Source organism: Leptothrix ochracea, assembly GCF_041083635.1.
GTDB classification, from domain to species: Bacteria; Pseudomonadota; Gammaproteobacteria; order Burkholderiales; family Burkholderiaceae_C; genus Sphaerotilus; species Sphaerotilus ochraceus.
Window position 1 is genome coordinate 26997 of sequence record NZ_JBFPHB010000024.1, and the last position, 26109, is coordinate 53105.

Here is a 26109-nt window from a genome sequence, read left to right on the forward strand (position 1 = left end):
CCAAAATTCTAGTTTGAAACGTCAGTTTGAAGGGGTGTCCATCAAGGACAAAGAGCCTTCAATCAGAAAAATGTCTTTGATATCAAATACTTGAAAATCACATGGCCACGATCTTCACGCCATGAGTGCGTTGGCACATTCATTGCGGAGTGAAATTTCACAGTGGATCTAACAACCAATCACTCAATCTTTTGGAGATGAAAACATGTCAGCACCGACCTACACCATCGACATCGTTCCCGATGGGGTACCCATCAAGATGTGGACACAAGGTGTGCCCGTAGAAGATGAAGCTCGAAAGCAACTTGCCAACGCGGCCAAGCTGCCCATTGTGTTCAAACACATCGCGGCGATGCCGGATGTCCACGTGGGCATCGGAGCGACCGTGGGCTCGGTCATCCCTACACTTAAGGCCATCATTCCGGCGGCCGTTGGTGTGGATATCGGTTGCGGGATGATGGCCTGCAAGACAACCCTGCGTGCTGATGATCTGCCCGACAACCTCGGTCCTTTGCGTGCTGCGATCGAACAGGCGGTACCGCATGGTTCAGTGCCGAAGCATCGGGGTCGTGATCCGGGTAGTTGGGAGAACCCGCCCATGTTGGTCGATCAGGTCTGGGCCACGCTGGTTGATGAATTCAATGCGCTGTGTGAACTGCATCCACGCTTGAAGAACACCAATAACCGCAAGCACTTGGGAACGCTTGGCACGGGCAACCACTTCATCGAGGTTTGTTTGGATGAGGAAGGTGCTGTGTGGCTCATGCTGCACTCGGGTTCACGGGGGGTTGGCAATGCCATAGGTACGCACTTTATTGATCTGGCCAAGAAGGACGCCGAACGCAATCAGCGCAACTTGCCCGACAAGGACTTGGCTTACTTTGAAGAAGGGGCACAGTACTTCGGCGACTACGTGCGTGGCGTGAGTTGGGCCCAGCGTTTCGCGGCCAGAAACCGGGAAGTGATGATGGCCAACCTTCTTGCGACTGTTCGCAAGGTGATCCCCAAGCCCTTTGAATCCCATGTTGAGGCGGTGAACTGTCACCACAACTATGTTCAACAGGAACGGCATTTTGGTGAAAACGTCTTCCTGACTCGTAAGGGAGCCGTGAGCGCGAAGCGCGGCGAGTTGGGCATCATCCCGGGCAGCATGGGGGCTCGTAGCTACATCGTGCGTGGTCTGGGGAACCCGGAGAGCTTCGAGAGCTGTAGTCATGGCGCCGGAAGGGTGATGAGTCGCACCAAGGCCAAGAAAATGTTCACTGTGGCTGATCAGGTCCAAGCCACCGCCGGGGTGGAGTGCCGCAAGGATGCCGAGGTGATCGATGAGATTCCCATGGCCTACAAGGACATCGATGCAGTGATGGCCGCACAAGGCGATCTGGTCGAGGTGGTTCATACCTTGAAGCAAGTCGTGTGTGTGAAAGGTTGACAAGACCATGATCGATATCGATGGTTCTGTCGGTGAAGGCGGCGGACAGATCCTGCGCACCGCCTTGGCACTGTCCATGTGTACGGGGCAAGCGTTCACCCTGACCCGTATTCGCGCCGGGCGCTCGAAGCCTGGGTTATTGCGCCAACATCTGACCTGTGTGCAAGCCGCAGTGGCGGTGTCGGGTGCTGATGTGCAGGGCGCCGAGATGCATGCGCAACAGCTAAGGTTTGTCCCCGGTGCTGTGCGTGCGGGCTCGTACACCTTTCATGTCGGTACGGCTGGCAGCTGCACGCTGGTTCTTCAAACCGTTTGGCCTGCCTTGTTGCAGGCAGAGGGGCGCAGCTGCCTGAAATTGGGCGGTGGTACCCATAATCCCATGGCTCCGCCATTCCATTTTCTGGCGCGCAGCTATGCACCGCTGATGCGCCGACTTGGCGCCCATGTCGAATTGACGTTACATCGGCTAGGGTTCTATCCCGCCGGTGGTGGTGACATTGACGTCACGATCTGGCCATGCCATGACGCGTTGCGCCCCTTCAACCTGATTGAGCGTGGGCCATGGGTGGAAAGCTACGCCGAATGTTTGGCCCCCGCCGTGCCTCGCACGGTCGCTCAGCGTGAGCTAGCGCATGTTGAAAGTGCCCTTGGCTGGCATACGCACCAATTGCGTACGGTGGCTGTGCGCCAAAACGAGGGGCCTGGCAATGCTTTACTGGCTACTTTGGTCTATGACCACGTCACCGAGGTTTTCACGCAGTTCGGGGCCAAGGGTCTCAGTGCTGAGCATGTTGCTCGTGAACTGGTGCGTGAAGTGCGGAGCTACCAGAGGAGTCAAGCCGTGCTTGGGCCCCATCTGGCCGATCAATGGGCCTTGCCGCTGGCGCTGGCAGTGTGGAAGAGCCAGCGTGCGGCGGCTTATACCTGCACGGATCTGACGCCCCATGCCACCACGAATTTCGCGGTGATTGAGCGCTTTTTGCCGGTGCGATTCACGACAACCTCTTGTGATACGGGTTGGTACGTTGAGTTGGCACCGTGCTGAGGCCCTGTCAGTTTGCCGATCCTGTCCTCTTTTTAGCGATTCACATCCACCACCACCCGGCCGCGTACTTGGCCGGCGAGCAAGGCGGTGGCGGTGGGGATGGCGTCAGTCAGGCCGATGTCGTGGGTGATCAGGCTGAGCTTGGTCAGGTCGAGATCGGTGGCGAGGCGTTGCCACGCCTGTAGGCGCTCAGGGCGGGGGCACATCACGCTGTCGATCCCGGCCAAGGTCACACCGCGCAGGATGAAAGGAGCCACGCTGGCCGGCAGATCCATGCCGCCGGCCAAGCCGCAAGCGGTGACGATGCCCCGGTAACTCATCTGCGCGCAGACGTTGGCCAAGGTGTGGCTGCCGACCGTATCGACGGCCCCGGCCCAGCGCTCTTTGGCCAGTGGTTTGCCGGGACTGCTGAAGTCCGTGCGCGCCAGCACCTCGGTGGCGCCGAGTTGACGCAAGTAATCCGCTTCTTGGGGCCGGCCTGTGACCGCTGTGACGCGGTAACCCAGCTTGGCCAGCACGGCCACGGCCACGCTGCCCACGCCGCCAGCTGCGCCGGTGACGATGACGGGGCCTCGGTCCGGCGTGAGGCCGTGCCGTTCCAGCGCCAGCACGCACAGCATCGCGGTGTAGCCCGCCGTGCCGATGGCCATGGCCTGCGCCGGACTGAAGGCGGCAGGCAGCGGCACCAGCCAGTCGCCGTTGAGGCGCGCCCGTTGCGCCAAACCGCCCCAATGGCTTTCACCCACGCCCCAGCCGTTCAGCACCACTGCGTCACCCACTTTGACATCGGGATGGCTGCTCTCGATCACGCTGCCGGCCAAATCGATGCCCGGCACCATCGGAAAGCGTCGCACCACCGGCGACTTGCCGCTGATCGCCAGCCCGTCCTTGTAGTTCAAGGTGGAGTACGCCACTTGGACGGTGACATCGCCTGCGGGCAAGGCCGCTGGGTCGATGTCTTGCACGGCGGCGCGATAGCCCGCTTCATCTTTTTCGATCAGGATGCCTTTGAACATGGTGCCTCTGCGATGTCGCTGATGGGGGCACCAAGGTTAGCGGTTTTCTCAAGCGGCCACGAACTGCAACATCATCCCGGCGTCTTCGTGCTCCAGGATGTGGCAGTGCAGCATGAAGGGCATGGCGCTGGCGGTGGCTGGCGCTTGCACCACCACGTCCACACTGCCGTTGCCATCGACCACAAAGGTGTCGCGTTGACCCTGTTCCTGCGCTGCCACCGGGGCGCCGTTGCGGCTTAAGAGGCTCATGCGCACCCCGTGAACGTGGATCGGGTGACCCATGCCGGTGGTGTTGGTGAAGGTCCAGACCTCGGTGTTTCCGGCGGTCAGGCTGAAGTCGGTGCGGGCGATGTTGAAGGGTGTGCCGTTGATCGTGAAGCCCATGCCGCCCGAGCCCATACCGCCGCCCATGCCCCCGCTCATGCTGCTGTCCAGACTGAAGGTGCGCCGGATGGCCCCGGCTGGGGCGCTGAGGGTCGGCGTGGCGGGCAAGGTGGCGGGCAGGGCGGTGATCGCCCCGGCCTGCGCGGCTTGGCTGACGCTGAGAAACAGCGCGCTGACCTCAACGCTGCCGCTGTCCATCATGCCGCTGGAGCGGGCGTTGAGGCTCAAGCTCTGCCCCAAGCTCAGGCCGGAGAGATCGACCAGCACTTCGGCGCGTTCGCCCGGGGCCAGCATCAGGCTGCTGCGGGCCACCGGGCTGGCGAGCAGGCCACCTTCGTTGGCGATCTGGTGCAGGGTTGCGCTGTTGCTCAGGCGCAGGCTGAGAAAGCGCGCGTTGCACGCGTTGAGCAGTCGCAGCCGCACCCATTGCTGCGGCGCTTGCCAGACCGGGTTGTGGCAGCCGTTCACCAGCAGGTGATCGCCCTGATAGCCCCGGCCCTTGTCGGCTGGCGTCAGGGCGTAGTCGATCGAGCCATCGGCGTTGAAGCGCCGGTCTTGGAAGACCAGTGCCACGTCATCCACCCCCCAAACGTGCGGCAGCAGGGCTTGGGCGCTGGCGCTGTCTTCGATGATCAGCAGCCCGCCCAGCCCTTGGATCACTTGCCGGCCGGTGGCTCCGTGGGTGTGCGGGTGATACCAGCAGGTGGAGGGCGCGTTGCTGACGGTGAAGGCCGCCGTCCAACTGCTGCCCGCAAGAATCTCTTGGTGCGGTCCGCCATCCATGTCAGCGGGCACCAGCAGGCCATGCCAGTGCGCGGTGGTGGTCTCAGCCAAGGTGTTCTGCACGGTCAGCGCGGTCGCTTCCCCTTGGCGCAGCAGCAGCGCCGGGCCAAGGAGCGCGCCGTTGTAGCCCCACGTGGATGTGTTGACGCCGCTCACCAGCTGCGACGTGCCCGCTTGGGCGCTGAGGCTGTGACGCCGCGTCCCCGTGCCATCGACCGTGCCGGTCGCCAGCGGCACGATCGGCAGCGGCCGCGCACTGGCCAGATTCGGGTTGATCAGCGGGGTTGGGTTCATGGTGCCCATGCCGCCCATGCCGTTGCCGCGCCCCCCGCAGGCGCTTAAGGTGGACAGCAGCTGGGTCAAGGCCAGACCGGCGAGACCGCGCAGCAGGCTGCGACGGGTCGTGTGTATCGGTACATTTTTGAGGGGGGTTTTCATACATCAATGATGCGCGGTGGCACTGGCTGATTTTTCTGAGGCCAGAACGTCAGGGGTGGATGCTGGTGGACTGGCTGGTTCGGCCGCGTGGTCAGCGTGATTCATCATGCCCATCGGTCCCATGTGAGTATGTTTATTCGAAAAAGTCCAGATCAGCATGCCGGCCATCACGATAAGCATGATGGTGGTGATTTCGCCGCGTTGTTTTGATTTCATGATGATGAAGATGGTATGTTGTTAAAAAGATGTGCTAACACTTATGCCAGAACCCCAGTCTGGACTGCCATCTGACAGGCCTTTGACAAGATATCCCTGCACGGTATGAGTAGCTGTGATTTTGTAGGTGATATAAGCTAAAACATCTTTGAGTAAGGCATTGCCGTCAATAACGGGTTGTTGTAGTTCATAAATACCACCCCATTGGATGGTATTGCTGGCGGTATGCCCCCATCCTATAGAGCCATACCATGGATTTTTGAAATCAAGGCCATCAGGATCGCCCATCTTCCGATACCCAACGCTGCTAAAAAGCATATGGCGACCGCTTTGTTTGAGAAGATCCAACTGGGCGGAGTAATCATATTTGCCTGTGCCAAGACCTTGGGTGGCATCAGCTGTCGGTATCTTGATTTTTCCGGTTAAATCAATCGCGAAGCCATGGGCCAAATCGTGGTGAAGGTTGTGCGTACCTGTCACGATTATGTCACCTTGTCCAGAAAATGTTTGGCGAACCAAGCTGACCGTCGAAGCTGTTTGCACAGGGGTGCCGCTGTTGATGGTGTTGTCCGGGCTCGTCATTTTAATATAAGGCAGCGTCAATTTGAGTGACCATGACGGTTTTTCATATTTGACGGTGATCGGTAGATAAATGATGTCCGTTGATTGAGTCGCTCCATAGGTGCCCGATGAGTAGTCGATGCCCGTGGATAGAGTCATGTCTTTGGCGGCAACGGGTAGGCTATAGGCCATGCACAGAGGAATGACCCACAGAAGAAACTTTTTAAATCGCATGTGGGCTGAATAAATGGGGCTCATTCCTGTGTACGTATGAGATTACATCTTTGGCATTTGGGGCATGCCTGAACCAGGAGGCATCCTTGGAGGATGAGGCATGGGTGTTGAATTCATGCGCTGTGGCATATCAGGCGTTTTCATGCGATCTATCATCATGGGTTGATCCGATGGCATCGAACCACCCTGTTTAGGCATGGGCATAAGGGTATGCTTCGAATCAAATGAACGAGGTGAACTGAAGACAATGGTTTCTGCCACGATGTGATGTTTGCCATCCATATGGCCGGTGATCAGGATGCGCTGACCCTCGGCCATGGGTTGATTACCTGGTGCATTAGGCACATTCGGCATCTGGGTGCGTTTATCCAAGCTCACGTCAAAGCCCGTGACTCGCAAATGGGTGGGATTCTTGGATTCAAGAATCATGCTTTCCACGATGACACGATGACCATGCGTTGTGAATGGTGTGGCGGGACTCGGTTGTGTGCTCTGCGACTCCAGCTGTTGGCCATTCCAATGACCGCGCACCAGCATCTCGTCGGCGCTGGTTATCGGATTCGTTGAACCTTGCGTCGGCATACCGATGCTGCTGCTGACCATCAGATCAGGGGCCATCTCAATACGGGTGGCGTGAATCTGCCCTTGGGTATCTCGGAAACCTGCAATTCGCACGGGTGTTTCTAACTTCAATTGATCCAATTGACTGAATCCACCCAAGCGGGTTGAGGCATCCATCACCACGGATTGATTCATAACTGAAATTGAACCATTTTCTGTGGCTGTGTGGGTGATCGGCCCTTCCAAGACATTGATCAAATGAATTTGACGCGCAACCCACCCTTTGGGTGTTTCGACGGCATCAATGGCGGCAATTTGACCCACGGCAAGTGCATCAAAATGGGTCGAGACACCGTTTCGGCTCACAGGGGTGGTCGCATCGTAATGAACTTCTTGACCATTGAGACAGATACTGGCGAAGCCGGTGATGGTGCCAATGATGCCAACCCCACCCGCATCTGCTTTGTTGCCGGTGCCGCCAATGCCGCCGTTATCCATGATGGATAAAACGCCTGCTTCAATCTTTTTATCTGGTAGGGTCGGTGATACCAAGGGAAGCTCAGTACAAACGGGTGTTTGAGCCATCACAGACCATGACGCCGTCAGTGATATAAGTACCAAACCTATGGTGGCCCATGATTTCATCAGCATAGGTGTCGTGATTTTTAAATGGCGGTTCATGGCTTTTCGACATCACGTGGAGATGTCGCCTCGCTATAGAAGTAAATGCCACAGGTGAAACGGTGTTTCTGTGGATCCTGGGTATCGCATGATTCCAATTCAATCGCCTTGCGATTCAGAATCTGAAGCGTATCCATGCCAGTTTGCTGAGCTATGCGATGTAACTCATCAACGCTTTCGGCACTCAAGGCATCGTAGTAGACGCTCCGCTCTAACCAAGCTGGCTGTTGTCCAGATAGATTTTCTGCGGCAGCAGCGGCATGATCATGAATATTTTTTGTGAAATAAAACGATTTTTCTTCAAAACCTTGGCTTGGAATAAAAGCATGGGTATTTAAGATCACTTCATCTTGGTCATTGATGGTGGCAACCCCCAAGCGTAGCCATTCATCAAGAATCACGCGCGAACGAATATCCTTGTTGGCGATGGTGACCAAGGTTTCAAAGGAAGCTTCCCCCCCCACGCTGGCCAAGCGTGGTAACGGTTTTGGGCTGCCCATGGCATCCGAATAAGGTTGGCGACTCAACCAAATACCAACCAGTTGAGCGCCGAGGGAGACGGTCTCTGAGATGTCTGTGGCTTCACTCACCGACATTTCTCGTAAGCGTTTTATTTCTTTCCGATGGATACCGGTTAGTAGATTGATTCGGCTATCGCTGGGGGATTCATCATGAATTTTGAAATCACGTTGAGCCACATCCACACACGTGAACTTCAGGATTTCAGCCAAGGCAGGATAGGTGACGCCATGGGATAAAGCCAAACGAATAATAGGTCGCAGTATCTGTGCAAAAGCATACTCCAGCGTTTTGGAAATGGAGGACGGTTTCATGGCGTTGCACTTGCGAAAATGAGGGGGTGAATTATCTACGAACCGTGAGCTTATTTCTGAAGTGCAACGCGGGGTTCGTGTCTTCATCCTGACCGTGGATCAGCGGCCCATCTTGCCGGGCATCACCGGCTTTTGCATGGTGGCTGCCGGTGCCATGGGGGTGACAGCAGGTCTTTGCATCATCGGGGTGGCCGGTGTTGCGGTGGTGATCGCAGGTTTTTGCATGGTGACCGTGGGTTTTTGCATCACTGCTGCCGGGGCGGTTTGTGCAAAGGCGGCACCACAGGTGAGCAGGGCGATCAAGGAGAGGGCAAGGGATTGAGCGTTCATGATGCGAGGTTCCGTGGGTGGTACGAATGCCGTGGAAGAAATTTCCACGGCAATTGGATTGTGCGTGGAAAATTTTTCCACGTCAAGCGGGCGGCGCTCACGGTGTGTGAATTTCACGGCTGGGGCTTTCCAACCCCCGTCCCAGCCGCCATTGCTTGACCAAGGCGTAGAGGGCGGGAATCACGGCGAGGGTGAGGACGGTGGAGGAAAGCATGCCGCCGACCATCGGGGCGGCGATGCGGCTCATGACTTCTGAGCCGGTGCCGGTGCCCCAGAGGATGGGCAGCAGGCCGGCCATGATGGCCACCACGGTCATCATCTTGGGGCGCACGCGTTCCACGGCCCCTTCCATCACGGCGGCGTACAAGTCGGCCACGTCGGGGGCGCGGCCTGCGCTGTGGCAGCGTTCTTTGGCGTCTTCCCAGGCGTGATCCAGATAGATCAGCATCACCACCCCGGTTTCAGCTGCGACCCCGGCCAAGGCGATGAAGCCGACGGCGACCGCCACCGACAGGTTGTAGCCCAAGGCCCACATCAGCCAGATGCCACCGACCAAGGCAAACGGCACCGACAGCATGACGATCAGCGTTTCGGTCAGGCGCCTGAAGTTGAGATAGAGCAGCAAAAAGATCAGCAGCAGCGTCACCGGGACCACCACTTTCATCTTCTGGATGGCGCGCTCCATCGACTCGAATTGGCCGCTCCAAGTGGCGTAGTAGCCCGGCGGGAACTTGACCTGTTCGGCCACCGCCTTGCGGGCGTCGGCGACATAGCCGCCGATATCGCGCTCGCGGATGTCCACAAAAATGTAGGCCGAGAGCAGGGCGTTTTCTGTACGGATGCCGGGGGCTCCCTTGCTGATGCTGATCGCGGCCACTTGGCCGAGCGGCACCATCGCGCCATCCGGGGTTGGCACCAGCACTTCGCGGGCGATTTGTTGCGGGTTGGCGCGCAACTCACGCGGGTAGCGCACGTTGACGCCGAAACGTTCCCGGCCTTCGACGGTGGTGGTGACGATCTCGCCGCCCAAGGCGGTGCCGATCACGTCTTGCAGCTCGCCCACGGCCAGCCCGTAGCGCGCCAGTTGGGCGCGATCCGGCTCGATGTTGAGATAAAAGCCGCCCGTGATGCGTTCCGCAAAAGCGGAGGTGGTGCCGGGCACAGTCTTGACCACGGTCTCGATCTGCCGCGCCAGCCGCTCCATGTCCTCCAGATCTTTGCCGAAGACCTTGATGCCAATGGGCGTGCGGATGCCGGTGGCGAGCATGTCGATGCGGGCCTTGATCGGCATCGTCCAAGCGTTGGAGATGCCCGGAAATTGCAGCGCCTTGTCCAGCTCGGCCACCAGCTTGTCGATGGTCATGCCGGCCCGCCACGTGCTTTCGGGCTTCAGGTTGATGACCGTCTCGAACATCTCGGTCGGGGCGGGGTCGGTGGCGGTGTTGGCCCGGCCGGCCTTGCCGTAGACCGAGGCGACTTCGGGGAAGCTTTTGATGATCTTGTTCTGCGTCTGGAGCAGTTCGGCCGCCTTGGTGATCGACATCCCCGGCAGGGACGCCGGCATGTACAACAGCGTGCCTTCGTTGAGCGTCGGCATGAACTCGGAGCCGAGCTGCGTGGCCGGCCAGATCGAGGCGGCCAAGGCGGCGATGGCGATGGTGATGGTGGTTTTTTTCCAGCGCATCACGCCGGCGATGATGGGGCGGTACAGCCAGATCAGCGCGCGGTTCACCGGGTTTTGTGCCTCCGGCAGGATCTTGCCCCGGATGAACAGCATCATCAGCACCGGCACCAGCGTGACCGACAGCAGCGCCGCACCGGCCATGGCGAAGGTCTTGGTGTAGGCCAGCGGTGAGAACAGCCGGCCCTCTTGGGATTCGAGCGTGAACACCGGCAAGAACGACACGGTGATGATCAGCAGCGAGAAAAACAGCGCCGGGCCGACCTCCTTGCACGCCGCCAGCATGGCTTCGAAGCGCGACTCGCCCTCCTTGATGCGCTCAAGGTGTTTGTGGGCGTTTTCGATCATCACGATGGCCGCGTCCACCATCGCGCCGATGGCGATGGCGATGCCGCCCAAGCTCATCAGATTCGAGTTCATGCCCAGCAAGCGCATGGCGATGAAGGCGATCAATACGCCCACCGGCAGCATCAGGATGGCGACCAGCGCCGAGCGCACGTGCATCAAAAAGACCACGCAGACCAGCGCGACGATCAGGCTTTCCTCCATCAGCGTGTGCTTGAGGGTTTCGATGGCGCGCTGGATCAGCTCGGAGCGGTCGTAAACGGCGGTGATGCTGACCCCTTCGGGCAAGCCAGCGGAAACCTCGCGGATCTTGTCTTTGAGGTTCTGGATGACTTCCAGCGCGTTTTGGCCGTAGCGCGCCATGGCAATGCCCGAGACCACTTCGCCTTCGCCGTTCAACTCGGTCAGGCCGCGTCGCTCGTCCGGGGCCAGCTCGACCCGGGCGATGTCGCGGATCAGCACCGGGGTGCCCTTGTCGGCTTTGACCACCAAGTTTTCGAGATCCGCCACGCCGCGCAGATAGCCCCTGCCGCGCACCATGTACTCGGTCTCGGCCATTTCGATCGCTCGCCCGCCCACGTCGCGGTTCGAGTCGCGCACCACCTGCGAGACCTTGGACAGCGGGATGCCGTAAGCGCGCAGCTTGAGCGGATCGACCGTGACTTGGTAGGTTTGGACGAAGCCGCCGATGGAGGCCACTTCGGCCACGCCGTGCGCCTTGGTCAGCTGGTAGCGCAGGTACCAGTCTTGCAAGGTGCGCAGTTCGGCCAAAGAGCGATCCTTGGCCAGCAGGGCGTATTGATAGACCCAGCCCACGCCGGTGGCGTCGGGCCCGATCTGCGGCGTGATGCCTCGGGGCATGCGGCTGGAGGCGAAGTTGAGGTACTCCAGCACCCGCGAGCGCGCCCAGTAGATGTCGGTGCCGTCCTCAAAGATGATGTAGACGAAGGACGCGCCAAAAAACGAGAAGCCGCGCACCACCTTCGATTTGGGCACCGAGAGCATCGCGGTGGTCAGCGGATAGGTGACTTGATCCTCGACCACCTGCGGGGCCTGCCCCGGATACTCGGTGTAGACGATGACTTGAACGTCCGACAGATCGGGCAGCGCGTCGAGCGGGGTTTGGACGACGGCCACGCCGCCGCCCAAGATGACAAACAGGGTCGCCAGCAGCACCAAGAAGCGGTTTCTGCCTGACCAATCAATGATGTGGGCCAGCATGTTGGGGGTCCTTGCGGATGTCCTTGTGGATCAGTGCCCAGCGTGTGCCGTGGGCTGCACAGCGGTGATGACCCATTCACCCGGGCCGCGTTCGACGAATTCAAAGCTGATGGCGCTGCCGGGCTGCAAGCCTTGCAGCAGGGCCTCGTTGGCGACCTTGAAATCCATCGTCATGCCCGGCCAGTGCAAGCTGGCGACCGGGCCGTGGCTGATGCTCAGTTCTTTGTTGGCGGCGTCGATGGCCTCGACCTTGCCTTGGGCGTGGTGACCGACCGCCGCGTGGCCAAAGCCGCTGATGGCTGCTTTCAGGTTGCTTTCGGCGTCGATCAGGAAATTGGCGCTGACCACCACGGCCTCGCCGTCCTGCACGCCGCTCAGCACCTCGACATCCTTATCGTTGCGCACCCCCAGTCGAACCTCGCGGGGTTCATAGCGGCCCTCGCCGCGCTGGACCAGCACGATCTGGCGCGTGCCGCTGTCGATCACCGCCGAGATGGGCACAGCAAGGGTCACGTCACGGGGGGTGGCGTTGCCCAGCTCCACTTGGGCGAACATGCCCGGCTTGAGCCGCCCGCCCGGATTGCTGAGTTCGATGCGTACCGCCACGGTGCGCGTTTCGGCCTTCAAGGTCGGGTAGATGGTGGTCACCGGGCCTTCGAAGACGTTGTCGGGATAGGCGCTGAGATGCACCTTGGCGCGGCTGCCGGTCTTGACCCAGCGGATGTCTTGTTCAAACACCTCGGCCATCACCCAGACCGTCGAAAGATCCGCCACTTGGTAGAGCACCTCGCCCGGTGCGAAACGCATCCCTTGGACCGCTTTTTTCTCGGTCACGACACCGCCCACGGGGGAGCTCACGCTCAGGGTGCGGCGCGTTTGGCCGGCTGCGGCGGCGGCCTTGATTTGCGCCAACTGCTCGGGCGAGATGTCCCAATTTTTCAGCCGGGCCAAGCCCGCGTCGGCCAGCTGCTGCATGCCGGGTTGGAGACCGGGTAGGTTGTCCGCGCTGGCGTCCTTCAGGGCTTGGTTGGCCAGCAGGTACTCGCGCTGCGCCGACACCAGCTCTGGGCTGTAGACCTCGAACAGCGTTTGGCCTTGGCGCACCGCCTGCCCGGTGGCGTTCACATGCAGCTTCTCGACATAGCCCTCGAATTTGGCCGCGATGGTGTAGACGCGGCGCTCGTCAAGCTCAACGCGGCCCGCAGCGCGCAGCGTGCGGTCCAGCACCTTGCGTTGCACGGCTTCGGTGCGGACGCCGAGTTTTTGGACTTTGTCGGTGCTGATCTTGATCTGCTGCGCCGCACCGGGCGCTTCGTCGGGCTGCTCACCGGCGTAGACCGGGATGTAGTCCATGCCCATCGCATCTTTCTTGGGCGTGGGCGAGGTGTCGGGCAGCCCCATCGGGTTGCGATAGAACAGCGGTTTGCGCGCTTGCGCGGCGGCTTCATGGTCGGCGTTGGCGGGGGCCTGCCGGTGGCCCATCCAGTAACCGACGCCGTACACGCTGGCAGCCAGCAAAGCGGCCACGATCCCCATCCCCATCTTGGTGGTGCGAGCTGTGGTGCGAGCGGTCATAGATCTTCTCCGAGGATGCGTTCGATATCGGCCAGCCGCGCTTGGGCTTCGGCTTGGGCTTTGATCTGGCTTTGGCGCGCTTGGCGAATTTGTCGCTGGGCGTCGAGCAAGCTGGCGAAATCGCCTCTGCCGTTTTCGTAGCCCGCCAAGGCCGACTTGAAACTCAGCTCGGCTTGGGGCAGCAGGCTTTGCGCGGCCAGCGCTTCGAGGCGGCGTGCGGCGTCGAGCCCCGCGATGTTCTCGGCCAGTTCGGCGGAGACTTGGTTGCGCGTGGCTTCCCGCCGTGTTCTGGCCACCGTGAGCATCGCTTCGGCCTCGCTTTCTTGGCTTCGGCGGCTGCTTTGCTGCAAGGGGATGTTCAGCTCGATCATCAAGTCCCACTGTTTGATCGAGTTCTGCACCTGGTTGGGCACGATGCCGAAGGTGACATCGGGGTAGCGGTTCTTGTAGGCCAGCTCACGGCTCTTCTCGGCCCCTTGCAGCCGGGCGTCCTCCGTCAGCAGTTGTGGGTTGTGGGCTTGGATGCGCTCTTCCAAGCGGGTCTGATCGAGTTGTTCGTTGCTGGGCAAGGGCCGCAGTCCTTGGGGCTCAGCCAGCGCCGCGTTGCTCGGGCGGCCCAGCAGCGCGTTCATGCGGGCGTGCATGTGATGCCGTTCGGTTTCCACGCCGATCAGCTCGCCTTGCATCAGGCTTTGTTCCACCTGCGCTCGGATCACGTCTTGTTGGCCGGCCAAACCGCTGGCATAGCGGGTCTGCGCCAGCTTTTCTAGCCGGGCGAGGAGGGCCAGGATCTCGCGCGTCAGGCTTTCGTTTTTCGCAAGCACGTACTGCTGCGCGTAGGTGGTTTTGATCTTGGCCGCCACCTCGGACCACGTGCCCTGCGCCCGGCTGTGGGCGCTTTTGGCGTCTTGCTCCGCGATGTCGCGCCGCAAGTCGCGCTTGCCAAACCACGGCACGTCTTGCATCAAGGTGTAGCGCGTGCTGCCCACCCGGCTGGGGGAGACGCTGGGGCTTTGTTGTCCCCCTTGGGTCACGTCCATCAGTTCAGTCCGCAGTCGGGGGTCGGGCAAGGCCCCGGCGGATTCGACCCGTGCGGAAGCCGTGAGCGCTTCTTGCTGGAGGCTGAGGGCTTCCGGGTTGCGCTCACGGGCAAAGCGCAGCAGCTCGTCCACCTGCGCACCCAAGGCCGATGCCGAGGGCGCAATAGGAGGGTTCAGCGGCGGCGTGTCACCGGCCCGGACACCCATGCACCACGCACTCAGCAAGGCGGTGACGAGCAGCGTTTTGAGGGGGTATCTGGGCCGGTGAACATTCATGGCTGCACCTTGAGCTGGGTGACGATGAAGTTGCCTTGGCGGTCCTCGGCTTCAAAGATCACCTTGTCGCCCGCCTTGACGCCGCTGAGCAGCTCCGGCTTGGCAACGCGGTAGTTCATCGTCATGGGCGGCATGTCGAGCGAGGGGATGGCCTCATGGCGCAGGGTGAGTTTTTGCTGGCTGGCCATGACCTTGATCACCTCGCCCTTGACGGGTTCGGCATGGGCACTCACAGCGGTGCCAAGGGTGATGAAGGCGGTGCAGGCGAGCGACGTCAGCGCCAAAGCGCGGCGCAGGAGGGGCGAGATCGGCGTAAGCATGAAACATTTCCGTCAAAACGACGTGGAAGAACCTGGACGATGCAGCGCGGTGCCCAGCGGGGCAGCGCACGACTTTTCTCAGGGCCAACGGGAAATGGTTAGGCGCGCGGTGGGCGTTCTAAGGCGGACCAGCCTTGTTGGGCGTGGCCGGTCGGCACGTGGGCCGACATCACATGGCTGGAGTGGGGTTCTTCAGCGGCTGAAGTCATCGGCAGCGGCGGTGCGCTGGCGGCGTGGCACAAGGTGCAGTGCGCGCAATGAGCCTGGGTATCAGTATCGGTATCGGCCTGCGTGTTGTCGTTGCGATGCTGGTGACAGGGCGGTAAAGCCTCATCGTCAGCGGCCGTCATCGTATGCATCAGCGTGTGAGCCGCCACCGTTTTGAGCGACTCGATGCCCATCCCGGCCACTGCCCAGCCACGCAGCGGCAGCAGTGCGATCAGCACCCACAGGGTGCAGCGCAGCAGACGCAAAAACGCGAAGGCGGGGTGAATCGGTCGGCGTGACATGACGGGGGCGATTCTACGCAGCATTGCGCTCTTGCCTAGAATCCCCGCCTGTTTCGCCGATTCAAATCACGGAGTTGTTCATGTCCCACACGCCCCTTGACCTGTCGCACATTGCCGTTCGCGACAAGGCCGAAATCCTCGCCCACGCTTTGCCGTACATCCGCAAGTTCCACGGCAAGACCATGGTCATCAAGTACGGCGGCAACGCCATGACCGACCCGGCGTTGCAAGCGGCGTTTGCCGAAGATGTGGTGTTGCTGAAATTGGTTGGCATCAACCCGATCGTGGTCCACGGCGGCGGTCCGCAGATCGACGAAGCGCTGGCGCGCATTGGCAAGAAGGGCACCTTTATTCAGGGCATGCGCGTGACCGACGCCGAAACCATGGGCGTGGTCGAGTGGGTTTTGGCCGGCGAAGTGCAGCAAGACATCGTCGGCCTGATCAACCACGCCGGCGGCAAGGCCGTGGGCCTGACCGGGCGTGACGGTGGCTTGGTGCGTGCCCGCAAGATGAAGTTGCTCGACAAGGACGATCCCACCAAGGAATACGACGTGGGCCAAGTCGGCGAGATCGACTCCATCGACCCGGCCGTGGTCAAGGCGCTGCAAGACGACGCTTTCATCCCCGTGATCAGCCCGATTGGCTTTGGCGAGCACAACGAGAGCTACAACATCAACGCCGATTTGGTGGCGTCTAAGCTGGCTGAAGTCTTGAAGGCCGAGAAGCTCTTGATGCTGACCAACATCAGCGGCGTGCTCGACAAGCAAGGCCAACTGCTGACCGATCTGACCTCACGCCGCATCGACGAGTTGGTGGCCGACGGCACCATCAGCGGCGGCATGCTGCCCAAGCTCGCCGGCGCCATCGACGCCGCCAAATGCGGCGTCAACGCCGTCCACATCATCGACGGCCGCGTCCCCCACGTCCTCCTCCTCGAAATCCTCACCGACCAAGCCTTCGGGACGATGATTCGGGCGCGTTGAGCGATGTTGACCGACTTGACAAGCAACGATGCACCTTGAACCGCCCCGTGTTTCAAGGCGGCTGGCATACGGAGGAAAGGTCGATGTCGGCCTCAGGTACGCTGCCAGCCTATTTGAACCGAACTTTGTCCATGAACTCCAGAACCCCGCCACGCTCTGAATCGGAACCACTCCGCAAGACGTCTGAGGTGGAAATTGGGGTTTCTGGACCTCTTTGTTAGAGCCAAGAAAGAACGCATCGGAGAATTCTGTGAGTGAAAAATTAAGAGAGGATTTGGGTGCCCAATTGGAAAAGGTAGCCGAAGTTAAGGAGGAAAAGTCAGGTAAACCTGGAGCCAAGTCTCAGCCCATTGATTCGGTCGTTAAGATTGTTAAAGGGGGGAAGGATCCTTCTGGGTATGAAATAGTTGATGTTCTCGCTAAAGGGAACGAATACGCTGTTTACGAAATAGAACATGCGGACATAAACAATCGGTTGAGGGTGTTTATTGACGGGTTTACAGATGAATCCGAAAGAGCGTTGACGAAGCGTTTCTCTGACGTTAAGCAAAAGTACATTGAGGCAAAAGGGCTGCTCTACAGATCATCGAATTTTGGAATGATGAAGAATCGCGTAGCCCATGCTCTTGCGACAGCGTTGATCTCAGACAAAAACAACGTTGCGGAAGAGTTCGATCAGCTCATTGCATCAATTAGGGAAGAAGCTAAGGAGGTCGTTTTCAATCGCGCGTCATACATGTTTCCTATGATTATTGGCTTAGTGGTGTCTGCCGGGTTTGCGCTTAAATTCATGGGCGAACGAGCAAATTTCACTCCTATTTGGCAACTTATAGTGGTAGCGCTTGGCTCCAGTCTCGGTGGAGGGCTAGCTATATTGTCAAAAACAAAAAATCTTAGATTCGAAGAGTATGAAAGCAAATTTCACTACTTCTTGTTTGGGCTGGAACGCGTTCTTCTTGCATTGGTTGCAGGATCTATAGCTTTTGTTCTGGTGAAGGCTCGTTTTCTATTTTCAGATATCGCTATAAGTAGTTATTGGTCACTTATGGCAATAATCATTGTGGCGGGTTTTTCGGAGATGCTAGTCCCATCATTTTTGGAAACAATGTCAACAAAGAAGAGCCAGTAGGCATGGCGATGAAGTTGGCTCTAATCGGATAGCCGGAAGCATCTAACACCACCCACCGTGCGGGTCCGCAGTGGGTGGTTCAACCAAGTTGGCTCGTTTCAGGCTGGCCTTACAAACGCCACCACCGCCTTCCAGTACCCGTGCCGCTCCGTCAGAGCCATGGCCCACGCTTCAAAGCGCCGGCCAGTTTTCTCTTGTCAGCCGGAAGAAGCTTCTTCGGACTCAATCTATACGCACGGGAAACCCACCGACAATCAGTCGGGTATCAGTGCTGAACGCAGGCCAAGGTGCTCGATGAAGGGGTCGAAATCACGGTCGCTGTAGAGCAGGGGCAGATCTTTCTCAATGCATGCCGTTGCAATGAGGGTATCAATGGTTTTGCGAACCGTGACGCCTAATTGGCGAAGCGTTCGAAAGTTGCGGGCTGCTTGAATCGCCATTTCTTGCCCGCCAAGCTCGATAAGTTCAAGCGAGGTCAAGAGCTTTCTGGCTTGGTTGAATTCTCGGTCCGTGTTGAATCCTTGAAGTACTTCAGCCAAGACCAGATCACCTACGCAAACAGGCTCATTGCCCAGCAGTGCATCTAGGCGTTCTGTCTGTGGGGTCACCGTTCCACGGAAGTAGTCGATCCAGACGCTTGAATCAACAAAAATCACTTGTCCGTCCTCATCGCGGCAAGGTCACCTTGCCAGTCGAGCTTGCCTCGGAATTGCCGGATTTCTTCTTGCTGGCGAAGGCGCAAGAGCGTGCGAAGGCCAAGTTCAACGGCTTCCTTCTTGGTCTTCAAGCCCGTCAATCGCATGGCATCGGCCATGAGCTTGTCGTCAATCACGATGTTTGTGCGCATGATGTGTACACAAAGTTAATATGATGTGTATTGTAGGTGTGCTGACGGACGATACGCAATCGTGTTCTTGGTCAGCCGCTCATATCACCAGCGCACTCAAAGCACCGGCCAGTTTTCTCCTGTCATGCCGGAGAAGTCGCGGCTCATGCGGGCGAGGCGGGGGTCGGGGTGTTGGCGTAAGGGGTGGGTCGCCGGGATGGCGTGGCCTTGGTGGAGGGCTTGGCGGGTGAGGGGGTGGGCGAAGAAGGTGAGGAAGGCGTGGATGCCGGCGGCCACGTCGATGTCGCCTGCGGGGCCTTCGGAGAGATGGCAGACCAACCAAGTGATCATGCCTTTGCCCAAGCCCATGTCGCGCAGGCCTTGGAGGGTGGTGGGCCAGTCGTTGGGCTGGCGCTGTTCGAACACCCGGCTGAATTCCCACGGGCTCAAGGGGCGGATCGGGAGGCGGGTCTCGGCTCCCGTGGCTTGGGCGGTAAAGATCGGTTCTTGGCGTTGTGGCGTGGCTTGCGCCACCGTGGGCTGGTTGAGCTTGGGTGGCAGTGGGGCCATGCGCTGTTGGCGCAGTTTGAAGGTGGGCGGGCGGTTCAGGGCTTGGTGGGCGTCCTCGTGGGGGTGCACCAAGATCAGGTAGGTTGATCGCGTGGTCAGTTGGTATTGCACCGCCAACGCAGGCTGCTGCTGTTCTTGATAGCGCGCGGCTGCCACCATGCGGGCTAATTCGGTGGCTGCTGGGCGCACCGGCGGGGGGCCGGGGTGCTCGGCGCTGCTGAAGGTGGCGGACAGGGTGGCGATGCTGTGCAGGGTTTCTTGCCAACGGTGGTGGCGCGGGTGGGGCCAACCGCGCCAACCGTGCCGGCCTTGTTCACGGATCGCCCCCAAGGAGCCCCGAACCATGGTCAGCATGCGCTGCCACAGGGGCCGCTCTTCATCGGTGCGGGTTCTACCGTAGCCCAGCAGGCGGACCTTGCCTTGAGGGCGTTGATCCAAGACGGCATGCACCAGCACGGTGTCGCCGTCGAAGATCGAATGCGGCATGGTGGACTGCCATTTCGGCGTGATGCCTTCGGGCCACTGCAAGGTCAAACCGAAGCGTTGTTCGCTGCGCAGACGGTGCAGCAAGCGCTCGATCGAGGTTTCTGCTGCTTCCGTGGCTTCGAGGGTTTGGCCGCTGATCACCTGATCAAAAACGCCCCCGCTGACCTCCGCAACCTGGCGGATCAAGGTTTGGGCGTGGCTGGAAGCGGGCGGGCCAATGCAGATCACAAAAATGCGCTGCGGCCCTTGTTTGGCGGTGAGCAAGGCCGCCGCGAGGTCGCTGTTTTGCGCTTGGGTGATCAGCAAAATGTCCGCGCGTGAGCCCTGAATGGTTTGTTCAAAGGTTGACTGCAATGCGGCTTGCAGATCTGGGGGGCCCATGCGTGGGCTGAGATCGTGCGACCAGTGACGGGCGGCCAGCTTGCAGGCTTCGTTCGCCGGCCAAAGTGGTCCGGCGTGGTGTTCCACCGTGGTCCCAAAGCGCGACAGGCTGAAGCGATCTTCGGGGGCGAGAAGGGCAATCAACCCTTGTTGCAGTCGTCGGGCGGTGCGGATGCTTTCCGGGGACATGGCGCTGGAGCAGTCCACCAAAATCTTCAGCGCCAGCGGGTCTTGTCGCGCTGGCAGATCGGGTTGAAAGGCCAGCATCGCCACCACCTGATCGGTTTGGATCGGGTCGTGTTCGTACCAAGCCATGCTCATGGCTTCTTGTGCGATGTCGCTGATCACCAGCGCAAAATCGCGCTCCAGCGTGTTGCGCCGCGACAAGCTGACCCGAATCCGCTGGGAGGCGTCAGGGGCTTGGTCGCCTTGGCTGAGTTGCATCGATGGATGGGTGGGCGAGCTGATGGTGGCCTCGGCCCAATTGCCATAGATATCGATGGCCAAGTCGAAATTTTCGTCCCCTTGGGGGGCGTCGCGCGGGGTGCTGAAACGGTGCGGGCCGAGCGTGGCGGGGATGGTCAGATACAGCGCGCCGTGCTCGTAGCGCGGGGTCTGGCCGTAGCGCACCGTGATGAGACAAATCTCACCGGGTTCCAGCTCGCCCAGATGCAGGGTGTAGCTGCCATCCAAATTGCCTTCGAGCAACACATCGACGGAGTCATCGTCGTTGGGGCTGCCCACGGGGGTGTAGGCGATTTGTTGAAAGCTGGCGGTGTGCTTGTCAGCAATTTGCGCGCGCAAGTGCTGTCGGTTGGCCAAGATCGCATCCAGCCCGAGCAGCACGGCATGATCGGGCAACAGAAACGACGGGCTGATGCGCAGGGTTTGCGCTGAGGTGTTGCGAAAGGACTGCTCGATGGTGACTTCCAGCAGCATGCCTCGGAGGTGAGCCCGAGTACGTACCGAGGCCAGCGCCAAGGCAGCATGATCATGATCCCCATGATCTGGCGGGAATCGCAAGAGCGAGGATGGGTCACCACCCGTCATGGACATCACGAATATTCCTCGGCAGTTTTTGTTTTGTCTTGAATCTCTGGGGCTTCGGCCACATTTGAGCGTGGCGCATTATCTGACGTCACACCCTGCTCCACCATGCCGAATCGCTCTCTTGTTTGGCTCTTTGACCTTGATGACACCCTGCATAACGCTTCGCATGCGGCCTTTGGTGGGATCAACCGAGCGATGACGGATTTCATCGTCCGCGAACTGGGGGTGGATGAAGTCCAAGCCCAGCATCTACGCACCCATTACTGGCAGCGTTACGGCGCCACGTTGTTGGGCTTGATGCGGCATCACGGGGTGCGGGCGCAGGCTTTTCTTGAAGAGACCCATCGACTTCCGGGGCTGGAGCGACGGTTGCACAGCCACCCGCACGACGTGGCTGCTCTGCGGCGCTTGCCCGGCCGCAAGGTCATCGTCACCAATGCACCCGCCCACTACGCTGAGCGGGTGCTGAGGGTCTTGGGGTTGAGGCATCACTTTGAAGCGGTGATCAGCATCGAACAGATGCGCATGTTTGGTCACCTGAGACCCAAGCCTGACGCGCGCATGTTGCGGGCTTTGGTGGCCCGCTTGGGGGTGAAGGCTGGACAGTGTGTCTTGGTGGAAGACACCTTGGCACACCAGAAAGCCGCGCGGCGGGTGGGCATGCGCACGGTGTGGATGCAGCGCTGGTTGACCCAAGCTGCGACCTCCTCCCCGCAGATAAGCGCCCGGATGCGCCGTAAGCCGGCTTATGTGTGTGACAAAATCCGCACTTTTCAACGATTGTTGGCCCTCATCTGATGTCTGAACTCACCCCCGAAGATGTCATTGCGGCAGGTCCCGAACTCGCTGGTGCTGGCGCTGTGCCGGTGCGCAAACGACCCAAACCGGGTGAGCGGCGCGAGCAAATCCTCCAGGCCTTGGCCTCCATGCTGGAACGGCCCGGTGCTGAACGCATCACCACGGCGGCGCTGGCTGCACGCTTGGGGGTCAGCGAGGCGGCCTTGTATCGCCATTTCTCCAGCAAGGCGCAGATGTTCGAAGGGCTGATCGATTTCATCGAAAACAGTGTCTTCACGCTCATTAACCAAGTGCTGGAACGCGAGGGCACTCAGCCTGCACAGGCCGCACGTGTGGTGGCCTTGTTGTTGCAGTTTGGCGAGAAAAACCCCGGCATGACCCGCGTGATGGTGGGGGATGCCTTGGTGTTTGAGCACGAGCGGCTGCAAGTTCGCATGAACCAGTTCTTTGATCGGGTTGAAGCGCAACTGCGGCAATGTCTGCGCGGCGTGACGGACGAGCCGGGCCATGCACCGCAGCCCGTTGGCGTGAGTGCCCGGGCTTCGATGATGGTGGGCTTTGCGATGGGGCGGCTGCAACGCTTCGCCCGCTCGGATTTCAAACGCAGCCCCACCGAACATCTCGATCTGGTTTTGTCATGGATGCTGCCCTGAAGACTGTGTCTGCCACCACGGCCCTGTTGGCCCTGATCGCTCGTGCTGAGGCCGTGCTGGCGCGTTTTGAAGCCACCTTGCCCGTGGCCGCCCCGACCCCCGATTGGTCCACCGTGGTGGCCTGTCGCTGGCGCAAGCGCGGTTTGGTCGGGGTGTTGGAGCCGGTGCGGCATCTGGCCCCGATCCGACTGGCTGATCTGCAAGAAGTCGAGCCGCAAAAAGAGCGCCTGAGACGCAACGTGCATCAGTTCGTGCAAGGCCTGCCGGCCAACAACGTGTTGCTGACCGGCGCACGCGGCACGGGCAAGAGCTCGCTGATCAAGGCGTGCTTGAACGAATGGGCCCCCGAAGGGTTGCGCTTGATCGAGGTGGACAAGGCTGATTTGGTCGATCTGCCCGACATCGTCGATCAGATCGCCGGTTTGCCGCAGCGTTTCATCCTCTTTGCCGATGACCTCAGTTTTGACGACGGTGAGTCGGGCTACAAGGCGCTCAAGTCGATCTTGGACGGCTCCATCGCCCAAGCCAGTGACAACGTGCTGGTTTGCGCGACCTCGAACCGGCGCCATCTGCTGCCCGAGCACATGAAGGACAACCTCTCGGCCAAGCACGACGAGAACGGCGAGTTGCATCCCGGCGAAGCCATCGAGGAAAAGATCTCCCTATCGGAACGTTTTGGTCTGTGGGTCAGTTTCTATCCGTTCTCGCAAAACGAATATCTCAGCATCGTGGCGCAGTGGCTGCGCTCTTTCGAGGTCAGCGAGACGGCGATCAGCGCCGCGCGCCAGCAAGCCCTGATCTGGGCCTTGGAGCGCGGGTCGCGTTCTGGGCGGGTGGCGTTTCAGTTCGCCAAGGATTACGCCGGGCGGCATGAACAACGGCATGCGCAACGCCAGGAGCAGGGCCATGACTGAGTCGGCTGCAACGGCCTCCACGGCGTCCGAAGTTCGGCGTGTCACCGAGGACGAGGCCCGCGAAGGCCGGGTGCCGGTCGATGTGGCGGTGGGCGTGTTGATTGAGCGTGACGCCGAGGGCCAAGAGGTGCGCTTTCTGCTCACCACCCGCCCGCCCGGCAAGGTTTGGGCGGGCTACTGGGAGTTCCCCGGCGGCAAGTTCGAGCCCGGTGAAACCGTCGAGCAAGCCTTGCGGCGCGAGCTGCACGAAGAAATCGGCATCACCGTGGGCAAGGTGCACCCATGGAAGGTGCAGCTCATGGATTACAGCCATGCCCGGGTGCGGCTGCATTTTTGCAAGATCGACGACTGGACTGGCGCTTTCGAGATGCGTGAAGGCCAGACCATGGCGTGGCAGAGCTTGCCGGTCACGGTCGAGCCGGTCCTGCCCGGCACATGGCCGGTGCTGGAGTGGCTCGCCGAGGAGCGTGGGTAGGTGTTGTCGGCGTGGTGGCTCAGGCGCAGAGCGTGATTTCGAGCGGTGCGTCTTCGGGCACGGCCCGTAGCCGTCCTTCGGCGTCGGCGCGCATCAGCCGGATCGACACCATCAGGCGGTGGCCGCTGATCTCGGGCACGAGTTTCAGGCTGGGGTCGATGCGCAGGCGCAGCAATTGATAGCTGCGCCCGGCGCTCAGGTTGTGCTGGAACTGACCGTTGCGCGCCATGACGTTTTGGGCACTGCCCGCGTCACGCAGCAAGCCGAGGCTGACGTCCAAGCCATCCGACAAGGGGCGCAGCACGCTGATCCAGCCTTCCAGATCGCTGCGGCGTTTGGCCGGACTTTCCTGTTGCCACGCGTAGTAAGCCGGAAGATCGAACTCGCAGGTGCCCCCGGGAATGTTGATGCGGCTGCGAATACTCATCAGCCACTCGTTGGCCGTGAGCGCGTGGCCGGCTTTACCGACCGTGCCGCGCAGCGCTTGGCTGGCGGATTCAACCAAGGTGATGGCTTGTTCGAGGGCGTTTTCCGAGATGGCGGGGTTGCCGCGATAGCTGATGAGCGTGGCGCGTTGACGGTCGAGATCACCCAAGAGGTCGTTCTTGAGGTCCACGCGTGACGAGACATCCATGATCTCGAACAGGGTGGCCAAGGCGAAATGGTGATCGACCGGGGCATCACGGGCGACCAGCACGTCCAAGCGCTCGAACAGGTGTTCGAGCCGCAGCATGGTGCGGGTGCTTTCGTTGAAAGGGTATTCGTAAAGGATCAAGGCAAGGGCCTCCGGCGCAAGGGCCGAATTGTTTCATAGCAAGACGTTGGCAGGGTTCATCGAGTTGCACCAAACGTCCCAAAGTGTGCCAATCATGGCATCTAGCGTGGTCATGTCGCTGCCATCGTTGACGATCACGGCATCCGCGCAGGCTCGGCGTTGTTCGCGACGGGCTTGGCTGCTCAAAATACGGTCGATGGTGGCTTCATCCCAGCCGTTGCGTTGGCGGATGCGCGCGCGTTGCAGCTCTTGCGAGCAATCGACCACCAGCACCCGCCCGACCCGGGCGCGCCAGCGCCCAGTCTCCACCAGCAAGGGCACATCAAAGACCACCGGCTGCGTGTGAGCCGCTTGGGCCGCTTGGCGCTCGGCTTCAAGCTCAATCAAGGGGTGCAGGATCTGTTCAAGGCGTTGTCGTTGTGGGGCATCGGCAAAGACGCGTGCTCGCATGTGGGGGCGGTCCAAGGCCCCTTCAGCGGTGATCGCTTGGGGTCCAAAGGTGGCGGCGATGGCGGCGATCGCGGCGCCACCGGGGGCGGTGAGCGCGTGCGCAATGCGGTCGGTATCCACGATCAGCGCACCTCGGCGCTGCAAAGCTGCCGCCACCGAGCTCTTGCCGCTGGCGATGCCGCCAGTCAGTCCCCAACGGCGCTGGTTTAGGCCCATCCCATCCAGCCCATGACCCGCTGCGGGCCGGCCAGAATCACGACCAAGCCACCGCCCGCGAGGAAGGGACCAAAGGGGACGTAAACCCCTTGGCGCAACTGGCCGGTGGCTTTCATGCCCAAACCGACCACCGCGCCGACCAACGAAGCTGTCAGCACGATGGGCAGGATCATCGAAGCCCCGGTCCATGCGCCCAGTGCCGCCAGCAGTTTGAAATCCCCTTCGCCCATGCCGACCTTGCCAGTGGCGAGCTTGAACAGCCAAGTCACGCTCCACAGGCTCAAGTAGCCGGCCACAGCGCCCCACACAGCCGTATTCAAGGGCAGCGTCCAGCCCATGGCGGCGGCGATCAGTCCGAGCCAAAGCAACGGTTGGGTCAAACCATCGGGCAAGAGGGTGGTGTCCCAATCGATCAGCGCAGCCGCCAGCAGCACGGCGCCCACCAAGCACCAAAGCAGTGTCACGGGCTCGGTGCCAAAACGCCCACCGATCGCCGCAAACAAAACAGCGGTTGCGATCTCTACGCCGGGATAGCGCATCGAGATGGGCGCTGCACAGCTCTTGCATCGGCCGCGCAGGATCAACCAACTCAGCACCGGGATGTTTTCCCACCATGCCAGCACATGACCACAGCGTGGGCATCGCGAACCCGGGACGGCCAAGTCCAAGGGGGGCAAGGTTTGCAGGGCCTTGTCGAGTGCTTGAGCGGCCAAATCGCTGGGGCGGGTGGGTGCTTGGGTCCCAAAGATACTTTGACAGCTCTCGGTATCGGCCAATTGAGCCTGCACATCGGCCCACCAACTGCGCTGAAGCATGATCGGTAGCCGATGAATGACCACGTTCAGAAAGCTGCCGATCATCAAACCCAGCAGCGCAAGGCCCGCTGGGTGCAAGAGCCAAAACAGAGGAAATTCGGCCATGA

At 60.3% G+C, this 26109-nt stretch carries 26 protein-coding genes; 8 read left to right on the forward strand and 18 right to left on the reverse strand.

Annotation, left to right across the window (positions count from 1 at the left end):
* The first annotated feature begins 205 nt into the window (after window positions 1-205).
* Both AB3X39_RS09840 and rtcA read left to right on the forward strand, forming a co-directional pair.
* On the forward strand, window positions 206-1432 hold the full coding sequence (locus AB3X39_RS09840) for an RtcB family protein (RefSeq protein ID WP_369417202.1): 1227 nt from the start codon (window positions 206-208) through the stop codon (window positions 1430-1432).
* Between the two features lie 7 nt (window positions 1433-1439).
* A complete protein-coding gene (gene rtcA / locus AB3X39_RS09845; protein WP_369417204.1) occupies window positions 1440-2477 on the forward strand; it encodes an RNA 3'-terminal phosphate cyclase in 1038 nt (345 codons plus the stop codon).
* A 32-nt stretch (window positions 2478-2509) separates the two neighbouring features.
* Here rtcA and acuI read toward each other — a convergent pair whose 3' ends face one another.
* The 12 genes from acuI to AB3X39_RS09905 all read right to left on the reverse strand — a co-directional run bounded on the left by acuI (window position 2510) and on the right by AB3X39_RS09905 (window position 15481).
* Window positions 2510-3493 (reverse strand): acrylyl-CoA reductase (NADPH), encoded by a 984-nt coding sequence (gene acuI, locus AB3X39_RS09850; RefSeq protein WP_369417205.1) that lies wholly within the window; start codon window positions 3491-3493, stop codon window positions 2510-2512.
* A gap of 48 nt (window positions 3494-3541) precedes the next feature.
* On the reverse strand, window positions 3542-5098 hold the full coding sequence (locus AB3X39_RS09855) for a multicopper oxidase family protein (RefSeq protein ID WP_369417206.1): 1557 nt from the start codon (window positions 5096-5098) through the stop codon (window positions 3542-3544).
* Between the two features lie 3 nt (window positions 5099-5101).
* Window positions 5102-5314, reverse strand: a complete 213-nt coding sequence (locus AB3X39_RS09860) for a hypothetical protein (protein ID WP_369417207.1) — start codon at window positions 5312-5314, stop codon at window positions 5102-5104.
* Window positions 5315-5335: 21 nt separating this feature from the next.
* Window positions 5336-6133, reverse strand: a complete 798-nt coding sequence (locus AB3X39_RS09865; RefSeq protein ID WP_369417208.1) for a DUF3187 family protein — start codon at window positions 6131-6133, stop codon at window positions 5336-5338.
* Window positions 6134-6151: 18 nt separating this feature from the next.
* The gene (locus AB3X39_RS09870) at window positions 6152-7351 is read right to left on the reverse strand and encodes a DUF5666 domain-containing protein (RefSeq protein WP_369417209.1); all 1200 of its coding nucleotides are present in this window, start codon (window positions 7349-7351) and stop codon (window positions 6152-6154) included.
* Window positions 7348-8184, reverse strand: coding sequence for a DUF6502 family protein (locus AB3X39_RS09875; protein WP_369417210.1), 837 nt, complete (start codon window positions 8182-8184; stop codon window positions 7348-7350). Before AB3X39_RS09875 ends, AB3X39_RS09870 begins: the two co-directional genes overlap by 4 nt.
* Before the next feature lie 99 nt (window positions 8185-8283).
* Window positions 8284-8514 (reverse strand): hypothetical protein, encoded by a 231-nt coding sequence (locus AB3X39_RS09880; protein WP_369417211.1) that lies wholly within the window; start codon window positions 8512-8514, stop codon window positions 8284-8286.
* A gap of 97 nt (window positions 8515-8611) precedes the next feature.
* Window positions 8612-11761 carry an efflux RND transporter permease subunit gene (locus AB3X39_RS09885; protein WP_369417212.1) on the reverse strand — a complete coding sequence of 1050 codons (3150 nt, stop codon included), beginning with the start codon at window positions 11759-11761 and terminating at the stop codon, window positions 8612-8614.
* A gap of 30 nt (window positions 11762-11791) precedes the next feature.
* Window positions 11792-13336 (reverse strand): efflux RND transporter periplasmic adaptor subunit, encoded by a 1545-nt coding sequence (locus tag AB3X39_RS09890; protein ID WP_369417213.1) that lies wholly within the window; start codon window positions 13334-13336, stop codon window positions 11792-11794.
* On the reverse strand, window positions 13333-14652 hold the full coding sequence (locus AB3X39_RS09895) for a TolC family protein (protein ID WP_369417214.1): 1320 nt from the start codon (window positions 14650-14652) through the stop codon (window positions 13333-13335). Before AB3X39_RS09895 ends, AB3X39_RS09890 begins: the two co-directional genes overlap by 4 nt.
* Entirely contained in the window at window positions 14649-14972 is a 324-nt protein-coding gene (locus AB3X39_RS09900; RefSeq protein ID WP_369417215.1) for a copper-binding protein, read from the reverse strand. Before AB3X39_RS09900 ends, AB3X39_RS09895 begins: the two co-directional genes overlap by 4 nt.
* A gap of 98 nt (window positions 14973-15070) precedes the next feature.
* Entirely contained in the window at window positions 15071-15481 is a 411-nt protein-coding gene (locus tag AB3X39_RS09905) for a hypothetical protein (protein WP_369417216.1), read from the reverse strand.
* Between the two features lie 80 nt (window positions 15482-15561).
* On the opposite strand from AB3X39_RS09905, the gene argB reads away from it, so the two are divergent.
* A complete protein-coding gene (gene argB, locus AB3X39_RS09910) occupies window positions 15562-16464 on the forward strand; it encodes an acetylglutamate kinase (RefSeq protein WP_369417217.1) in 903 nt (300 codons plus the stop codon).
* Between the two features lie 250 nt (window positions 16465-16714).
* A complete protein-coding gene (locus tag AB3X39_RS09915) occupies window positions 16715-17593 on the forward strand; it encodes a hypothetical protein (protein ID WP_369417218.1) in 879 nt (292 codons plus the stop codon).
* A gap of 254 nt (window positions 17594-17847) precedes the next feature.
* On the opposite strand, the gene vapC is transcribed toward AB3X39_RS09915, so the two are convergent.
* The 3 genes from vapC to AB3X39_RS09930 form a co-directional block, all read right to left on the reverse strand.
* The gene (gene vapC, locus AB3X39_RS09920) at window positions 17848-18249 is read right to left on the reverse strand and encodes a type II toxin-antitoxin system VapC family toxin (RefSeq protein WP_009453364.1); all 402 of its coding nucleotides are present in this window, start codon (window positions 18247-18249) and stop codon (window positions 17848-17850) included.
* Window positions 18246-18440 (reverse strand): type II toxin-antitoxin system VapB family antitoxin, encoded by a 195-nt coding sequence (locus AB3X39_RS09925; protein WP_009453365.1) that lies wholly within the window; start codon window positions 18438-18440, stop codon window positions 18246-18248. The genes vapC and AB3X39_RS09925 overlap by 4 nt, the downstream gene beginning before the upstream one ends.
* 96 nt (window positions 18441-18536) lie before the next feature.
* On the reverse strand, window positions 18537-20912 hold the full coding sequence (locus tag AB3X39_RS09930; RefSeq protein WP_369417219.1) for a hypothetical protein: 2376 nt from the start codon (window positions 20910-20912) through the stop codon (window positions 18537-18539).
* A 99-nt stretch (window positions 20913-21011) separates the two neighbouring features.
* Here AB3X39_RS09930 and AB3X39_RS09935 point away from each other — a divergent pair, with 99 nt between their 5' ends.
* The 4 genes from AB3X39_RS09935 to AB3X39_RS09950 are packed head-to-tail and all read left to right on the forward strand — an operon-like array spanning window position 21012 to window position 23746.
* On the forward strand, window positions 21012-21704 hold the full coding sequence (locus AB3X39_RS09935) for a pyrimidine 5'-nucleotidase (protein ID WP_369417220.1): 693 nt from the start codon (window positions 21012-21014) through the stop codon (window positions 21702-21704).
* Window positions 21704-22357 carry a nucleoid occlusion factor SlmA gene (gene slmA / locus AB3X39_RS09940; protein ID WP_369417221.1) on the forward strand — a complete coding sequence of 218 codons (654 nt, stop codon included), beginning with the start codon at window positions 21704-21706 and terminating at the stop codon, window positions 22355-22357. The genes AB3X39_RS09935 and slmA overlap by 1 nt, the downstream gene beginning before the upstream one ends.
* Window positions 22342-23271, forward strand: a complete 930-nt coding sequence (locus tag AB3X39_RS09945; RefSeq protein WP_369417222.1) for an ATP-binding protein — start codon at window positions 22342-22344, stop codon at window positions 23269-23271. The genes slmA and AB3X39_RS09945 overlap by 16 nt, the downstream gene beginning before the upstream one ends.
* Entirely contained in the window at window positions 23264-23746 is a 483-nt protein-coding gene (locus AB3X39_RS09950; RefSeq protein ID WP_369417223.1) for an NUDIX domain-containing protein, read from the forward strand. Before AB3X39_RS09945 ends, AB3X39_RS09950 begins: the two co-directional genes overlap by 8 nt.
* A gap of 19 nt (window positions 23747-23765) precedes the next feature.
* On the opposite strand, the gene zapD is transcribed toward AB3X39_RS09950, so the two are convergent.
* The 3 genes from zapD to AB3X39_RS09965 are packed head-to-tail and all read right to left on the reverse strand — an operon-like array spanning window position 23766 to window position 26107.
* On the reverse strand, window positions 23766-24521 hold the full coding sequence (gene zapD, locus AB3X39_RS09955) for a cell division protein ZapD (protein ID WP_369417224.1): 756 nt from the start codon (window positions 24519-24521) through the stop codon (window positions 23766-23768).
* Window positions 24522-24554: 33 nt separating this feature from the next.
* Complete coding sequence (coaE, locus tag AB3X39_RS09960; protein ID WP_369417225.1) at window positions 24555-25187, reverse strand: dephospho-CoA kinase; 633 nt, start codon at window positions 25185-25187, stop codon at window positions 24555-24557.
* The gene (locus AB3X39_RS09965; protein WP_369417226.1) at window positions 25178-26107 is read right to left on the reverse strand and encodes a prepilin peptidase; all 930 of its coding nucleotides are present in this window, start codon (window positions 26105-26107) and stop codon (window positions 25178-25180) included. The genes coaE and AB3X39_RS09965 overlap by 10 nt, the downstream gene beginning before the upstream one ends.
* Window positions 26108-26109: the final 2 nt, after the last annotated feature.

What these genes read in the sequence shown, in the direction of transcription:
- AB3X39_RS09935 (WP_369417220.1), top strand. Translation starts at nt 21,012, where the DNA reads ATGCCGAATCGCTCTCTTGTTTGGCTCTTTGACCTTGATGACACCCTG.
- acuI (WP_369417205.1), bottom strand. Translation starts at nt 3,493, where the DNA reads ATGTTCAAAGGCATCCTGATCGAAAAAGATGAAGCGGGCTATCGCGCC.
- AB3X39_RS09890 (WP_369417213.1), bottom strand. Translation starts at nt 13,336, where the DNA reads ATGACCGCTCGCACCACAGCTCGCACCACCAAGATGGGGATGGGGATC.
- AB3X39_RS09905 (WP_369417216.1), bottom strand. Translation starts at nt 15,481, where the DNA reads ATGTCACGCCGACCGATTCACCCCGCCTTCGCGTTTTTGCGTCTGCTG.
- AB3X39_RS09950 (WP_369417223.1), top strand. Translation starts at nt 23,264, where the DNA reads ATGACTGAGTCGGCTGCAACGGCCTCCACGGCGTCCGAAGTTCGGCGT.
- AB3X39_RS09930 (WP_369417219.1), bottom strand. Translation starts at nt 20,912, where the DNA reads ATGTCCATGACGGGTGGTGACCCATCCTCGCTCTTGCGATTCCCGCCA.
- AB3X39_RS09875 (WP_369417210.1), bottom strand. Translation starts at nt 8,184, where the DNA reads ATGAAACCGTCCTCCATTTCCAAAACGCTGGAGTATGCTTTTGCACAG.
- argB (WP_369417217.1), top strand. Translation starts at nt 15,562, where the DNA reads ATGTCCCACACGCCCCTTGACCTGTCGCACATTGCCGTTCGCGACAAG.
- coaE (WP_369417225.1), bottom strand. Translation starts at nt 25,187, where the DNA reads ATGGGCCTAAACCAGCGCCGTTGGGGACTGACTGGCGGCATCGCCAGC.
- AB3X39_RS09840 (WP_369417202.1), top strand. Translation starts at nt 206, where the DNA reads ATGTCAGCACCGACCTACACCATCGACATCGTTCCCGATGGGGTACCC.
- AB3X39_RS09865 (WP_369417208.1), bottom strand. Translation starts at nt 6,133, where the DNA reads ATGAGCCCCATTTATTCAGCCCACATGCGATTTAAAAAGTTTCTTCTG.
- AB3X39_RS09860 (WP_369417207.1), bottom strand. Translation starts at nt 5,314, where the DNA reads ATGAAATCAAAACAACGCGGCGAAATCACCACCATCATGCTTATCGTG.
- rtcA (WP_369417204.1), top strand. Translation starts at nt 1,440, where the DNA reads ATGATCGATATCGATGGTTCTGTCGGTGAAGGCGGCGGACAGATCCTG.
- AB3X39_RS09925 (WP_009453365.1), bottom strand. Translation starts at nt 18,440, where the DNA reads ATGCGCACAAACATCGTGATTGACGACAAGCTCATGGCCGATGCCATG.
- AB3X39_RS09965 (WP_369417226.1), bottom strand. Translation starts at nt 26,107, where the DNA reads ATGGCCGAATTTCCTCTGTTTTGGCTCTTGCACCCAGCGGGCCTTGCG.
- AB3X39_RS09945 (WP_369417222.1), top strand. Translation starts at nt 22,342, where the DNA reads ATGGATGCTGCCCTGAAGACTGTGTCTGCCACCACGGCCCTGTTGGCC.
- slmA (WP_369417221.1), top strand. Translation starts at nt 21,704, where the DNA reads ATGTCTGAACTCACCCCCGAAGATGTCATTGCGGCAGGTCCCGAACTC.
- AB3X39_RS09895 (WP_369417214.1), bottom strand. Translation starts at nt 14,652, where the DNA reads ATGAATGTTCACCGGCCCAGATACCCCCTCAAAACGCTGCTCGTCACC.
- AB3X39_RS09855 (WP_369417206.1), bottom strand. Translation starts at nt 5,098, where the DNA reads ATGAAAACCCCCCTCAAAAATGTACCGATACACACGACCCGTCGCAGC.
- AB3X39_RS09870 (WP_369417209.1), bottom strand. Translation starts at nt 7,351, where the DNA reads ATGAACCGCCATTTAAAAATCACGACACCTATGCTGATGAAATCATGG.
- AB3X39_RS09900 (WP_369417215.1), bottom strand. Translation starts at nt 14,972, where the DNA reads ATGCTTACGCCGATCTCGCCCCTCCTGCGCCGCGCTTTGGCGCTGACG.
- AB3X39_RS09880 (WP_369417211.1), bottom strand. Translation starts at nt 8,514, where the DNA reads ATGAACGCTCAATCCCTTGCCCTCTCCTTGATCGCCCTGCTCACCTGT.
- AB3X39_RS09885 (WP_369417212.1), bottom strand. Translation starts at nt 11,761, where the DNA reads ATGCTGGCCCACATCATTGATTGGTCAGGCAGAAACCGCTTCTTGGTG.